Raw genomic sequence first — 12,989 nt, forward strand, 5'->3', positions numbered from 1 at the left:
ACCAGGTGCATGCGGGCATCATGGCGGGGACGAGCCATGACCGTCCTGCTGGCGGTCACGCTGTGTCTGACGGCAGGGGCGGGCGCGGACACGACCGTGCGCGTAGGGCTCTACGAAAACGTGCCAAAGGTGGGTACGGGCGACGATGGTGCCGCCGGAGGCGTGTTCGTGGATCTGCTGGAGGCGATCGCACGGCGCGAGCACTGGCGGCTCGAGTATGTCGCGTGCGAGTGGTCGGCCTGCCTGGAGGCCCTGGAGGCCGGCGAGATCGATCTGATGCCGGATGTGGCGCTGACGCCGGAGCGGCGCGAGAGTCTTGCGTTTCACTCGATTCCGGTGGCCCACGCCTGGAGCCAGGTGCTGGCGCCGGTCGGCGCGGGGCTGGACCGCATCGAAGCGCTGGATGGCCACCGCCTCGCGGTACTCGAGGGCTCGGTTCAGAGTGACCGCCTGCAGGAGTACGCAAGGGACGAGGGCCTGGACTGGACCCTCGTGCCGCGTCCCGACATGGAATCCGTGCTCGCCTCCGTCGCGGCGGGCGAGGCCGACGTGGCGATCACCAACAACTTTTACGCGCGCCGTCACGCGCGCCAGCATGGGCTGGTAGAAACGCCCATCACGTTCGATCAGGTCGGGCTTTACTATGCCGCCGCGCCCGGCAGACAGGAGGATCGACTGGCGGTGATCGACGCCTACCTCGAACTCTGGAAGGGCGAGGCCGGGTCGCCCTACGAGCGAGCCATGTCACAGGCCCTGGAACCGCCGTCCGGGGAGGGTCCGATCCCGACGTGGGGCTGGTCGGCGCTGGCGGCTGCGGGCGGGGTTGCGCTTGCCCTGGCCCTGATGACCGTATGGTTGCGGCGTACGGTGCGAGTGCGCACGCAGGCCCTGCGGGAGGCAAATCAGCGTCTCGAGCACTTGCTGGACAGCGGGCCGGTCGTTCTCTACCAACTCAATGCGCTGGATTTCACGCCCCTTTGGGTCAGCGGCAACCTCGAGCGGCTGTTCGGCTTTGATGCCGAAACCGCGCTGCGGCCCGGCTGGTGGGAACAGCAAATCCATCCGGAGGACCGGCCCACAGCCCTGCGCGAGAATCGGCGGCTGCTCGAGGAACGGCACATGGTGCGCGAGCTGCGCTTGTTCGACGGCTGGGGCAGGCTGCGTCATATCCGTGACGAGATGCGGGTCGTATCCGGTAACAACCAGGGGCAGCGCGGGCCCGAGGTGGTTGGCAGCTGGACGGATATGACCGCGAGCATGGAGCAGAAAGAAGCGCTGCGGCAGATGGCGCACTATGACGCGCGTACGGGGCTGCCGAACCGGGTGCTGCTGCATGACCGCCTGGGCCATACGCTCGAGCGCGCGCTGGCCGATGGTCAGGCGCGCTGGGTCGTGCTGGTCGACCTGGATCGCTTTCGCAATGTGAACGAGACCCTGGGGACGTCGGCGGGCGACCGGGTGCTGGAAGGTATCGCGGACCGCTTGGGGCGCTTGCTGGGGCCGCAGGATACGGTGTCGCGCGTGGGCGCGGACGAGTTCTGCCTGATTGTTGAAAAGCCGCCGCTGGACAGGGGCGCCGAGGCCTTTGTTGAGCGGTTGCTGGAAGCCTTGCGCGAGCCCTGTGCGGTCGGCGGTCGTGCGCTGGTGACCACGGCGAGCGTCGGGCTCGCGACGTTCCCGGAACACGGCACCACGCGTGACGAATTGCTGGCCGCGGCGGAACTGGCCATGGCCGCCTCGCGTGGCGTCGGCGGAGATACCTGGCATGTCTACGAGCCCGGCATGGGGGCGCAGACGGAACAGCGTTTGTTCCTGGAAAACGACTTGCGCAGCGCGATCGCCAATGACGAACTGCTGCTCTATTTTCAGCCACAACTGGAGATGGAATCGGAGCGGCTGGTCGGCGTGGAGGCCCTGGTACGCTGGCGTCACCCGCAGCGGGGGATGGTGTCTCCTGCGGAGTTCGTGCCGCTGGCGGAGGAGACGGGGATGATCCAGGCCATCGACCGCTGGGTGTTGGACGCGGCCTGTGCCCAGCTGGCGCGCTGGGACCAGGAAGGCCGGGATGTCCCCACGGTGGCGGTGAACCTCTCCGCCCGGGAGCTGCATGACGAGACACTCGTGGCGACGATTGCGGGCATCCTGGAGCACCACGGCCTGGCGCCCGAGCGGCTGGAGCTGGAACTGACCGAGACCATGATGATGGAGCAGCCAGAACGGGCGCTGGCCGTGCTGCATCGCCTGGAGACCCTGGGTGTGACGCTCGCCATGGATGACTTCGGGGCCGGCTATTCCAACCTGGCGCACCTGCGCCGCTTGCCGTTGCGGCGGCTGAAGATCGACCAGTCTCTGGTCCGGGATATCGGGCACTCTCGCAACAACGAATCGATTATCCGCGCCATCATTGCCCTGGCCGACGCATTGGGACTGGATCTGATCGCAGAGGGTGTGGAGGAGCCCGGTCAGCGGGCGTTCCTGCTGAACGAAGGGTGTCGGTTTGGGCAGGGTTATCTGCTGGGCCGTCCGGCGCCAGCGGATAACGCCCTGGAAGATATTGGCGCGTAGCGATGGTGACGGGGCAAGGCGAGCCCCGGTCAGGAACGGGCGACCTGACGTCCGAAAGCCGATTCCTGCTGGAGCAGCTCCGCGAGGGGCGCGGGGTGCCCGAACAGGAAGCCTTGCATCATCGGACAGCCGAGGCGGCGCAGATAGTCCTGCTGAGGCGGCGTCTCGACGCCCTCCGCGACAATGTTCATTTTCAGGCCGCGTGCCATCGAGATAATCGCGTTGACGATGCAGGCCTCGCCCTCGGTACAGAGGGTGTGGGTAAAGCTGCGATCGATTTTCAGGGTGTGGACCGGCAGCTTCTGCAGATAGCTCAATGACGAATAGCCAGTACCAAAATCGTCCACTGCAATCTGTACCCCGGCATCGGACAGTCGATTGAGTTTGGCGACGGTATCGTGGGCGTCGCTTATCAACAGGCTTTCGGTGATCTCGATCTCCAGTAACTCGGCGGGGAAACCGGTTTCCAGCAGCAGCCCGAGGACACCATCGACAAAGTCATCGCGTTCGATCAGCACCGGTGACAGGTTTACCGCGAGCCGCAGGTCCGGTGAGCATTGATGGGCCGCGCGAATGTCGCTGAGGGCGCTGCGCAGGGTCGCGCGATCCAGGTCGACGATCAGGCGCGTGTCCTCGGCGACCGGGATGAATTCGGCTGGGCCAAGCACGCCGCGATCGGGGTGATCCCAGCGAATCAATGCCTCGACCCCCAGGAGCTGTCCCGTTTCCCCGTCGACCTGCGGCTGGTAGAGGACATGAAACTCTTCGCGCTCCAGTGCCCTGCGCAGGTCCTGTTCCAGTTGCAGGCGGTGGGGCGTGTTGCCGTGCATCTCGGGGGCGAAGACCCGGATGCCGTTTTTGCCGGTGTTCTTTTCCCGGTACATCGCGATGTCGGCGTGGCGGATCAGGGCGTCGAGCGTGTCGCCCGCGTCGGGGTAGATGGCGATGCCGATGCTCGCGCCGACGTACAGCTCGTGGTCCCCGCCCAGGTGAAACGGCGTGTTCAGGCTCTCCAGGATCTTTTCGGCTACCTGTACGGCGGCGTGCTGGTCGCTGATGTCCGGCAGGAGCAGGGTGAATTCGTCTCCACCAAAACGCGAGAGCGTGTCTCCCTTGCGGATACAGCCGAGGAGGCGCTGGGCGACGGCCTGCAGCAGGCGGTCGCCGATGGTATGCCCCAGGGAATCATTGATCACCTTGAAGCGGTTGAGGTCGATAAACATCACCGCCAGCGCGTGCCCGTGGCGTTGCGCATGGGCGATGGCGACATCGACCCGGTCGCGGAACAGGGCCCGATTGGGCAGGCGGGTGAGCAGATCGTGGTAGGCCTGAAAGTTGATAAAGGCCTCGGACTCCTTGCGGTCGGTGATGTCGCGCGCGGTCCCGTAGATGAGCGCCTCGCCGCTGTCGTCGCTGGCGGCCGTCGGCCACACCGCAACTTCGAAATAGCGACGGGTTCGGGCCATCTCCCGCGGCTTCAGCGCCAGCTCGACAGAGCGGATATGGGCATGGCTGCGTCCGGCCTGTTCGAAGAAATACTCCGCCTTCTCTTGGTCGTCCGCCTCGACCACGTCGAGGACCCGGGTATCCAGAAGATCCTGGCGGGAGTAGCCGAGCAGTTCGTGCACGCGCGAGTTCACGAAGCGAAAGCGTCCCTTGCGGTCCAGGATGAACACGATGTCCGGCGAGTTGTTGACGATCAGCCGGTGCAGGCGCTCGGAACGCTCCAGACGTGCCCGCATGTTGCGGTTGGCGTCTTCGAGCTCTTTCTTGTGCAGGGCGTTGCGGACGGTCGCGAGCAGTTCGTCGGGCTGGTAGGGCTTTTTCAGGTAGTCGGAGGCCCCGTCGCGCAGGGCCCCGGCGACATCGTCCACCGAGGTGTTGCCGCTGATGACCACGACGGGAACATTCAGCTCGGTGGCCTGCATGAAGCGCAGGACGTCCCGCCCGTCCAGGTCCGGCATGGACAAGTCGAGTAACAGCAGATCGGGGGGCGCACGCCGAAGAATCTCGATGGCGCTCCCGCCCCCCGGCGCGGTTTCTACTGTAAAGGACTGAAGCTCCAGTAGATTGCGCACACTTTCCAGAAGGCGGGGGTCGTCGTCGACGACAAGGATGCGCGGTGTGTCTGCTTGGCCGGACTCAGTCATATGCGGGCTCCCGCCGTTGTCTCGCATCACGGTCTCTGGGCTATCCCTGCCTCGTCCTGATTTCCCCGATTTCGGCCTCGCGATGCGGGAGGCGAATCTCGAACCGCGTTCCGTCGCGGTCGCTGTCGCAATGGATCTGGGCTCCGATCTCGTCCGCCAGGCGGCGGACAATGCTCAGGCCCAGCCCGGCGTGACCCTCGCCCTTCTTCGACTCGACCGGACGGTAGTGGGCCGCGCGAATCTCGGCGGGGAGCCCCGGGCCGTCATCCGCGACGACCAGAGTTACCGTTTGTTTCCCATCGACTTCTTCGGGGCCCCGCGTCTGCAGGCGAATGCAGCCTCCCGGTGGCAGGGCCTCGGCGGCGTTCTTGAGGAGGTTTGTCAGTATCTGGCGTACATGATCGCCAGGAACGGACAGGGGGGGATCGCCGGGTGCCAGATCGAGCTCCAGCTGGATGCCGCGTGTGCGGCACAGCGAACGATCCACGATATCGGTCACATCCTGGACCAGGCGATTCAGCGTGACCACGGGGCCTGTGATCTCCTGCTCGGGGTCTTGCAGTCGCAGCAGTATGCGTCCGACGCGATCAATCTCTTCCTTGATCAGGGTCAGTTCGTGGTTCGCCTCGTGCTGTTCTCCAAGCTTTGCATTCAGCACGCCCAGATAGTTCTGAATGATACTGAGCGGGTTGCCCGCCTCGTGCAGGGTCTCGCGGATTCGTTCCTGTGTCAGGTCGTCGGTGCGTGTTCCTTCGGGTGGCACGCTGTGCGCTGTGTCGGACACCAGCGAGCGCGCAATCTCGCGTGCCAGCGCCTGGATGAACTCCGTGCGGGCTTCCAGGGTCTGCGCCCGCTCCCGGTCCAGCCCGAGGACCAGTACGCCCGCGGGTGGGATTCCGGCATCCGCCACAAGGGGAAAGGCCCAGATCACTTCGGCGTCGCACAGCCGAAACAATTGCTGATCGATGACCGGCACGGAGGTCTCGCTCGTCAGTTCATGGCGCCGAATCTCGCGTTCCAGCAACGTGTCGGTCACCAGACTCCGGCCAGGCAGCAAGGGCAGTGTGAAGTCGGGGTCGTCTTCCTCGCCGAGCCAGGCGGAGACCGACGTGCCTTCCGCATCCGCAAGGAACATCAGGCTGTGTTCGATCCCCAGCGTCAGAAACAGGGTCCGCTGGGCGGCCCGGCTGTGCTCGCGCGGCCCCTCGGAGCGTCGCAATTCTCCAGTCAGCCGTTCCAGTTCGGTCAGATCGCGCACGCGCATCCCCAGTGCCTCGCGTGCGGCTTGATCGGGATCGGTCTCCGGGTCTTGTGTCGGGGTGGACCCCGTGTCCAGTTCGATGCCCAGGGAGCCTGCGACGCGGGTGACATCGTCTTCGATCCGGGTGCGCAGCTCTCGGGTCAAGCCTTCGTTCAGGCCGAACAGATCATGGGCGGCGGCCAGGGCCTGGTCGCCGATGGTGTCGGGTGCCTCGCGGCCGAGGCGATGGGCGAGGTGAACGATCTTGACCAGATGGTGTGCGTCGCGGACCTGCTCGGTGGGTTCCAGGTGGAAGCGCACGGCGTCGGAAACAAAGCCATTCAGACCCCACTGAGTCAGATATTCAGTCGCCAGTTCGGCATGGTGCTTGCCATAGGTTGCGCGTTCGCGGGCCACCAGCTCGCGGTCATCGGTACTGCCCGCCAGCAGGGGCCAGTAGCGTGCTTCGTCGGTCGCCAGTCGCATCAGCTTGCCCAGATCGACCAGCAGGCCCGCCAGGTAGGCATCCTCGGGTCGCGCGTAACGCGTTAGCGAGGCGAGGACCTGGCCGAGCATGGCGGTGGTCAGTGCGCGGCGCCAGATGATGCGCAATGCGCCGGCATGCCGGGGCCGGTAGTTGCCAAAAAGCTGCTGGATGGCAGCCGTCAGCGCCAGGCTGCGCACGGTATCCAGCCCCAGGCTGAACAGTGCACGGTCGATGGTGCGACATGGGGAACCGCGGTAATAGAAGGGGGAGTTGGCGGCCGCGAGGAGGCGGCTGGTCATGCCGGTGTCACGCAGGATGGCGCGGCTCAGGGCTTCGAAATCGGCCTCTGCTGAATGGCTGGCGTCGAGAACGGAAACCAGGGCCTGAGGCAGGCTGGGGACTGTTTCCGTCGTCCTTGCCGTATGCGCCGTGGCCATGCTCCTCCCCGGGGACCTGGTCGGTGCCCTTTGCCTTGCCCCGATCCGTGGCTGGTTCGCGGCGTTCGTCCGTTATTCCCGACTATACTGCTGGGGCTTGCCTTGTGCCAGTGATTTCGGTAGACCGGGTGTTAGGCGTCCGTGAAGCCGCCGTCGAGGCAGGGAGCTTTGATGTCCGCGAATCACCCGGGGTCCGGCAGTAACCCCACCCAGACACCCCTACCCCGCGTGCTGGCGGTCACCAGTGGCAAGGGTGGGGTGGGCAAGTCCAGCATTGCGGTCAATCTGGGGATCACGCTGGCCCGGGCGGGGCGCAGGGTCTGTGTCCTGGACGCGGACACAGGGTTGGCGAACGTCAATATCCTGCTGGGGCTGCACCCTGAACAGGGATTGCCCGAGGTGCTGGCCGGTGAATGTCCGATCGAGGATGTGCTGCTCGACGGGCCGTACGGGATGAAGGTCATCCCGGGGGCGTCGGGTATTCGCGATTGCGTGGAGTTGTCGCCGGCGCGCCAGCGGCGCCTGGTGACCGAGCTGGCGCGAATCGAGCCGCAGTTCGATGACCTGATCCTGGATACGGCAGCGGGGATTGGTGATACCACGCTGGATTTCGTCGCCGCCGGGCACCAGGTCCTGCTGGTCATTACGCCGGAACCGACCTCGCTGACCGACGCCTTCTCCTTGCTGAAGGTCGCGCTGCGCCGGCATCCGCTGAATTGCCAGGTGGTCGTAAACATGGTGGCGGATATCAGCGAGGCACGTGCCGTGTTTCAGCGCTTTGGCGGCGCGGTGGAGAAATACCTGGGCATCTCGGTGGGGTTTCTCGGATTCATCCAGCGTGACGAGAGCCTGCGGGCGGCGGTGACCTTGCAGCACCCCGTCGCGATGTTCTCGGAGCATGATCCATCGGTACGCCCGTTTCAGCGCCTTGCGCAGGCCCTGAACGATCTCTCCTGGGATGCCTCGGGCAGCCAATCGTTCAGCCGGTTCTGGTTTCGGCAGTTACTGCGGGCCCCCGATCCGCATGAGGAGGCGGACAGGGGTTCGGGGGCGGAGGTGACATTCCCCGAGCGCCCGCCTGCCGAGCAGGGGGCCGCCTCGCCTTCGGTCGCGCCGGTGTCCGAGCCCGGCGATGACGCGAAAGACCGCTTCGAGACCCTGCGTCAGGCCTTTCGGGCGTTGGCGCACGAGGTTGACGAACCCTGCGCACTGGCCGACTGGATCCAGACACTCGAGGCCGACTATCGCGATCGCTTTGGTATTCCTGCGGTGGAGCCCGAGAGCCTGATCGAATGGATGATCGAGCATCCGGGCACCTGCGAAGGGGTGCTCGCGCGTATCCGCGCGCTTCTGGAGCAGCCGCAGGTCGAAGAACAGGCCACGGAACCGGGGGCCGCTTCCGATAATGTGGTCACGCCCGATTTCGGCCGCTATGGCCCCTTGGCGAGTGACCGGAAAACGCCCATGCCGAAACCCGATGCGGTGCACCGGCTGGACGTGGCCCTGTTCGGGTCTCAGCAGGACCTGATGGAGTGGCTGCGCGATTCCCGTGACCAGGGCCAGCTGCTGATCGAGCAGTTGGAACGCCGCGGAAACGGAGAGGATTCCACCGACCCGTCCGGACTACTTGGGTCCGAGGAGCAGCCAGGCGATCAGCCCCGCTACCGGCAGGAACAGCAGGATCAGAATCCACAGTAGCTTGACCACCGGCCCCGCTGGACTCTGGGCGGTGCGGACAATGGCCCAGATCACGATGAACAGCCAGATCAGGCCGAGAATTCCGGTGACTTCGATACCCATGGGGGCTCCTTGTCGGCGCGCGTGCCGTGTCCACTGACCGTATCACCATGGCAGGCGGCCGGGGGCACGGCCAATCGAAAAGCAGTGCACCGTGTCGCGGTTCGCCGAACCGGCTATGCTGCGGCACTTTCCTCAAACGGGCGATCGGTGAGCATGAAGATCTGGGTAGACGCGGACGCCTGTCCCGCGGTGATCAAGGAGATCCTTTTCCGGGCGGCCAACCGTACCCGGGTGCCGCTGACCCTGGTGGCCAATCAGCCACTGCGGACACCGCCCTCGAAATGGATCGACGCCATTCAGGTCGGTGCCGGCTTCGACGTGGCGGACAACGAGATCGTGCGGCGGCTGGAGCCGGGGGACCTGGTAATTACCGCCGATATCCCGCTGGCGGCCGAGGCGATCGCCAAGGGCGCCCAGGCCCTGAATCCGCGCGGCGAACTGTACACCGAGGGGACGATCCGCGAGCGCCTCAGCATGCGCGACTTCATGGACACGCTGCGCTCCAGCGGCGTGGATACGGGCGGCCCTGCCGCCTTCAGCCAGGCTGACCGCCAGGCCTTTGCCAATCAGCTCGACCGCCTGCTGACGCGCCAGGCGAAAACGCGCTAGGTGTGATCTCTCAGCGTTTGCCCAGTGGTGTGGTCAATCCATCGAGACTGACCGCGTTCTTTTCCGCCCAGTAGCGTTCCAGGCCCTCGGGGCCCTTGCGCTCGCTCCACTCGGTCAGGGTCGGGCGTGGCTGGAGTTCGCCCTCGGGTACGCCGAAGCCACAGGAGGTCTGAATGCGGTGGATCTCCACGTCGATCATCTGCCGGGTTCCGGGATGTTCAGGGAAAGCGCTGTACAGGGATTCCCAGTCCCCATCGCCCGGGAGCAGGGTGCGCCCGCGGCCGTACAGTCGGAGAATCTTCGGCCTTCCGGAAAAGGCACAGAACATCAGGGTAATGCGGCCGTTCTCGGCCAGATGGGCGGAGGTCTCGTTGCCGGAGCCGGTCAGGTCGAGATAGCCCACGCGGCGTGGGCCAAGGACGCGCAGGGTATCCAGTCCCTTGGGGGACAGGTTCACGTGACCATCGGCCGCGAGCGGGGCGGATCCCACGAAATAAATCGGCTGTTCGAGGATGAAGGCGGTGAGTCGTTCGTCCAGGGCAGGGAAGGTCTTGGCCATTGCATTACCGGCTCGGATGGGGTGAATCGAGACGTGGAAGGCATGTTTCGGTACCCTCGTGAGCGTACTACAACGTTGCCCCTTTCCGGAGATTTACATGACTCATCTGCTGCGCCCGTTGATCGTGATCCCGTTCCTGGTGTTGGGCCTCGCCGCCTGCGGTGGTGGCGAGCGTGTCTCCGAGGTGACGCTGGCGCAGCTGGCGGGCGCGGCCGCGGACTTTGACGGCGAGATTGTGCAGACCGAGGGGGTCGTCAAGCGCTTCGACGAGGACCCTGACCGCCTCCACTACTGGCTGGAGGACGAGGATGTGAATCGCGTGGCGGTCGAGCCGCACGAAGAGGTGTCCGACCAGCTCGGCGAGCACATCCGTGTGGTGGGGCGCTTCAGCTATCACCCGGAAGAAGGGCGCCTGATCGAGATCGATCCCGCCGCAACGGCAGCGCTGAATGCCAACCCCTGATCAGGGCAACACTGGTACGGAATGACAACCCCGATTCGCAAGCCTTCGGAGGAGCGATGAGCGACTGGATCGACGTGGCACCCGCCGACAGCATCGAGGATGGTGACCACCGCCTGGTCGAGACGGCCGGGACCGAGGTCGCGGTCTTCAACCTGGATGGCGAGTTTTTCGCGGTCGAGAACCTCTGCACGCACGAGGAGGTGCCGATCGCCGATGGCGAGCTGGAGGACGACTGCATCACCTGCCCGCTGCACGAGGCGCAGTTCTGCCTGCGCACCGGCGAGGTGATGGAACCACCGGCGGAGGACCCGCTGACCCGCTTCCCCACGCGCGTGCACGAGGGCATGGTTCAGGTCGGCTCCGAACCGCTCGACGACTGACCATCATCCTGCAGCGATTGCTCGCAGGTGGTGCAGAGCGGAATCTGGTAGCTGTTATACCGCTTCACGACCTGTACACTACCGAGCTAACACTGGGCTAACGGCCGTGCTGCGGCCGGTCGCGAAGGCGGGGCGCATGGCGGGAACGGACTCCAGGGATCAGGGAAACTACCAGGACGACACGGCGATCTGGAGCGGCCTGTCGGGGCTGTCCGAGGCGCAGCGGTCGGAGCTGGCCGCAGGCATAGCCCCGCGTGTGGTCGATCACCTGGATCAGTGCCTTGATTGGGTCGCGACCGAATGGGGTGCCGGACGCGCCTGGGGCGACCATGCCGGCGATGCGGTCGAATGGGCCAACCAGCTCCACGCCTACCAGTACGTGCTGCGGCGCGAATTCGAAGAGGCGCTCGATCGCGATCTGCGTACCACCACCTATCCGCCCCATTATGACTTCTCGGGGACCCAATATGCCGGTGGCGATTCCGGCCTGCAGGTCCTCGACGACTACCAGTCCACCCGACGCTCCCTGCGGCACAAGCTCGAGGGCGTGATCCGCGCGAACAACCGCTACTCCTATTACATGTTCCAGCAGGCGGCCAGCGAGGGGCACCGGTTCGAGCATGCCGGCTGGGCACCCTGGTCCCCGCTGCACTGGTACGAGCGGCTGATCGAGACCGCCGAACGCCAGTTCGGCCGCACGGCGATGACACTCGACCTGATGCGGGCCTACGTGAAGTGCATGGGTCGTACCGGCGCCCCGATGCTGGCCTTCGTAGTCGAGACGATCGACGAGTGCGGGCTGGTGACTGAACCGCCCCGCAGCCCGGAGGCCCAGGAATCGGAGAGCGTGCCCCAGCAGCGCGCGAGCTGGGCCCACTACACCGGCGCCAGCCCGTCGCGGTCAGCCCCCGAATCGACTGCCGACGGTGATCCGGCGGCGTTGGGGCTGGGTACGGCGGGCTCCGCCGGGGCCCGAGAAATGCCGACGCCGGATGCGGATCCCGCTGCCTGGGCCCAGTGGGCACGTGCCCTGGTGCAGGCGCAGGGCATGCCCCGGAGTGCGCCGCATGCGGCGGGCGCGCCGGACGGGGGTGGCGCGGCAGGCGCCCCTGCTCCGCACACGGATGGCGAGCGCGCCGAGCCGGGATCCCCGGATTTCTCGCGCGAATCGCTGACCCCGTTCATCCTCGACCTGTTGCAGGGGATGTTCGACCACATCTTCCGCCAGGTCGGATTCAACTCGCGCGTGCGGGCGGCCATTGCGGACATGCAGTTCTCGCTGGCGCGGGTGGTGATCCGTGATCTCTCCTTCTTCCGCGATCGCTCGCACCCTCTGCGGTTGTGGATCGGCAGCCTGATCAACACTGGCGTGCGGGTCAGTCCGGACGACCAGGCCGAGGGCAACGACGCCATCGAGGCCTATGTGCGGCATATCCAGGAATCGGTGAATCGCCTCCGCCACGAGGCCGACAGCATGGACCGCGATGCCGCGCAGGCCCTGCTGGACGACTGGCTGTTTGCGATCGAGGAAGAGGACGCGCGCTGGCAGGAACAGCAGGATCCCCATATCGATCCGCTGCGCCAGGAGGAACGCGCGGCGCGCGCCCGGCGCAGCCTGACGATCTGCGTGCTGGAGACGGGTGCCGAGCTCCCGGAACGCTCGGCCGAGGAGATTGCCGAGGCCTGGGAAGACCTGCTGGCGGCCGATGGTGATGCCGCCAAGCAGCTGGATCAGACGGTCAAGGACGTAGCCAAGGCGATCTGCAAGCACGCGACCCCGCAGGAGGTCAACCCGATGGTGCAACGCATCGTGGCGACCGCGCGCGAGGCCGGTGTCTCCGAGGAGCGCGTGAAGGCCGTGGTGCAGCACCTGGGGCAGGCCCACCTGCAACGGATCCGGGCCTCCGGGGACGAGCCACGCTTTGACCCGCAGGAGCGCATCCGGGCCCGCCGTTCCGTCCGCTTTGAAGACGACGACCCGGACCTGCTGACGGACCAGGACGACCCCTATGTGTTCGAGGCCTCGCGCATCCAGGTCGGGGACTGGTTCGAATTCATCGGCAAGGCGTCCGGCGAGACCCAGCGCATGGCGCTGGTCTGGCGCGGCGAGGCCACGCGCCGCTTCCTGTTCCTGTCACTGGATGGCGTGACCAGCCGCCGCCACAGCCTGCAGGGCGTGGCCCACGAGATGCGCGAGGGCCGCATGCGCGCGCTACCTCGCGACAACCCCCTCGACGCGATGATCCGCTAGCGCCGGCTCCCCCGGAGCGGTTGTGGGAGCGGGCTCGCCCGCGAAGCC

General features: G+C 66.0%; 10 protein-coding genes. 6 read left to right on the plus strand and 4 right to left on the minus strand.

Annotation, left to right across the window (positions count from 1 at the left end):
• Positions 1 to 36: 36 nt before the first annotated feature.
• A complete protein-coding gene (locus tag C995_RS0111920) occupies positions 37 to 2,565 on the plus strand; it encodes an EAL domain-containing protein (RefSeq protein WP_018865151.1) in 2,529 nt (842 codons plus the stop codon).
• A 29-nt stretch (positions 2,566 to 2,594) separates the two neighbouring features.
• Here C995_RS0111920 and C995_RS0111925 read toward each other — a convergent pair whose 3' ends face one another.
• Positions 2,595 to 4,715 carry a bifunctional diguanylate cyclase/phosphodiesterase gene (locus tag C995_RS0111925; protein ID WP_018865152.1) on the minus strand — a complete coding sequence of 707 codons (2,121 nt, stop codon included), beginning with the start codon at positions 4,713 to 4,715 and terminating at the stop codon, positions 2,595 to 2,597.
• 40 nt (positions 4,716 to 4,755) lie between these two features.
• Positions 4,756 to 6,879 (minus strand): HDOD domain-containing protein, encoded by a 2,124-nt coding sequence (locus tag C995_RS0111930; RefSeq protein WP_018865153.1) that lies wholly within the window; start codon positions 6,877 to 6,879, stop codon positions 4,756 to 4,758.
• A 171-nt stretch (positions 6,880 to 7,050) separates the two neighbouring features.
• Here C995_RS0111930 and C995_RS0111935 point away from each other — a divergent pair, with 171 nt between their 5' ends.
• Entirely contained in the window at positions 7,051 to 8,577 is a 1,527-nt protein-coding gene (locus C995_RS0111935) for a MinD/ParA family protein (protein WP_026279094.1), read from the plus strand.
• Here the strand turns inward: C995_RS0111935 and C995_RS14105 are convergent.
• Positions 8,503 to 8,679 carry a PLDc N-terminal domain-containing protein gene (locus C995_RS14105; protein WP_081618901.1) on the minus strand — a complete coding sequence of 59 codons (177 nt, stop codon included), beginning with the start codon at positions 8,677 to 8,679 and terminating at the stop codon, positions 8,503 to 8,505. The genes C995_RS0111935 and C995_RS14105 overlap by 75 nt on opposite strands.
• A gap of 153 nt (positions 8,680 to 8,832) precedes the next feature.
• Between C995_RS14105 and C995_RS0111940 the strand changes: the two genes are divergently transcribed.
• Positions 8,833 to 9,288 carry a YaiI/YqxD family protein gene (locus tag C995_RS0111940; protein WP_018865155.1) on the plus strand — a complete coding sequence of 152 codons (456 nt, stop codon included), beginning with the start codon at positions 8,833 to 8,835 and terminating at the stop codon, positions 9,286 to 9,288.
• Between the two features lie 10 nt (positions 9,289 to 9,298).
• Here the strand turns inward: C995_RS0111940 and C995_RS0111945 are convergent, their stop codons facing one another.
• On the minus strand, positions 9,299 to 9,847 hold the full coding sequence (locus C995_RS0111945; RefSeq protein ID WP_018865156.1) for a pyridoxamine 5'-phosphate oxidase family protein: 549 nt from the start codon (positions 9,845 to 9,847) through the stop codon (positions 9,299 to 9,301).
• Between the two features lie 97 nt (positions 9,848 to 9,944).
• Between C995_RS0111945 and C995_RS0111950 the strand changes: the two genes are divergently transcribed.
• From C995_RS0111950 to C995_RS0111960, 3 genes are all read left to right on the plus strand, one after another.
• Positions 9,945 to 10,310: a hypothetical protein gene (locus C995_RS0111950; protein WP_018865157.1), complete on the plus strand. Its 366-nt coding sequence runs from the start codon at positions 9,945 to 9,947 to the stop codon at positions 10,308 to 10,310.
• Positions 10,311 to 10,366: 56 nt separating this feature from the next.
• Positions 10,367 to 10,690, plus strand: a complete 324-nt coding sequence (locus C995_RS0111955) for a non-heme iron oxygenase ferredoxin subunit (RefSeq protein WP_018865158.1) — start codon at positions 10,367 to 10,369, stop codon at positions 10,688 to 10,690.
• 136 nt (positions 10,691 to 10,826) lie between these two features.
• Complete coding sequence (locus tag C995_RS0111960; RefSeq protein WP_018865159.1) at positions 10,827 to 12,941, plus strand: DUF1631 family protein; 2,115 nt, start codon at positions 10,827 to 10,829, stop codon at positions 12,939 to 12,941.
• Positions 12,942 to 12,989: the final 48 nt, after the last annotated feature.

It is taken from the genome of Thioalkalivibrio sp. ARh3, assembly GCF_000377265.1.
Taxonomy (GTDB): Bacteria; Pseudomonadota; Gammaproteobacteria; order Ectothiorhodospirales; family Ectothiorhodospiraceae; genus Thioalkalivibrio; species Thioalkalivibrio thiocyanoxidans.

Bases quoted from the DNA above. Each gene is read 5' to 3' on its own strand.
- C995_RS0111935 (WP_026279094.1), top strand. From the start codon at position 7,051: ATGTCCGCGAATCACCCGGGGTCCGGCAGTAACCCCACCCAGACACCC.
- C995_RS0111955 (WP_018865158.1), top strand. From the start codon at position 10,367: ATGAGCGACTGGATCGACGTGGCACCCGCCGACAGCATCGAGGATGGT.
- C995_RS0111950 (WP_018865157.1), top strand. From the start codon at position 9,945: ATGACTCATCTGCTGCGCCCGTTGATCGTGATCCCGTTCCTGGTGTTG.
- C995_RS0111945 (WP_018865156.1), bottom strand. From the start codon at position 9,847: ATGGCCAAGACCTTCCCTGCCCTGGACGAACGACTCACCGCCTTCATC.
- C995_RS14105 (WP_081618901.1), bottom strand. From the start codon at position 8,679: ATGGGTATCGAAGTCACCGGAATTCTCGGCCTGATCTGGCTGTTCATC.
- C995_RS0111930 (WP_018865153.1), bottom strand. From the start codon at position 6,879: ATGGCCACGGCGCATACGGCAAGGACGACGGAAACAGTCCCCAGCCTG.
- C995_RS0111960 (WP_018865159.1), top strand. From the start codon at position 10,827: ATGGCGGGAACGGACTCCAGGGATCAGGGAAACTACCAGGACGACACG.
- C995_RS0111925 (WP_018865152.1), bottom strand. From the start codon at position 4,715: ATGACTGAGTCCGGCCAAGCAGACACACCGCGCATCCTTGTCGTCGAC.
- C995_RS0111920 (WP_018865151.1), top strand. From the start codon at position 37: ATGACCGTCCTGCTGGCGGTCACGCTGTGTCTGACGGCAGGGGCGGGC.
- C995_RS0111940 (WP_018865155.1), top strand. From the start codon at position 8,833: ATGAAGATCTGGGTAGACGCGGACGCCTGTCCCGCGGTGATCAAGGAG.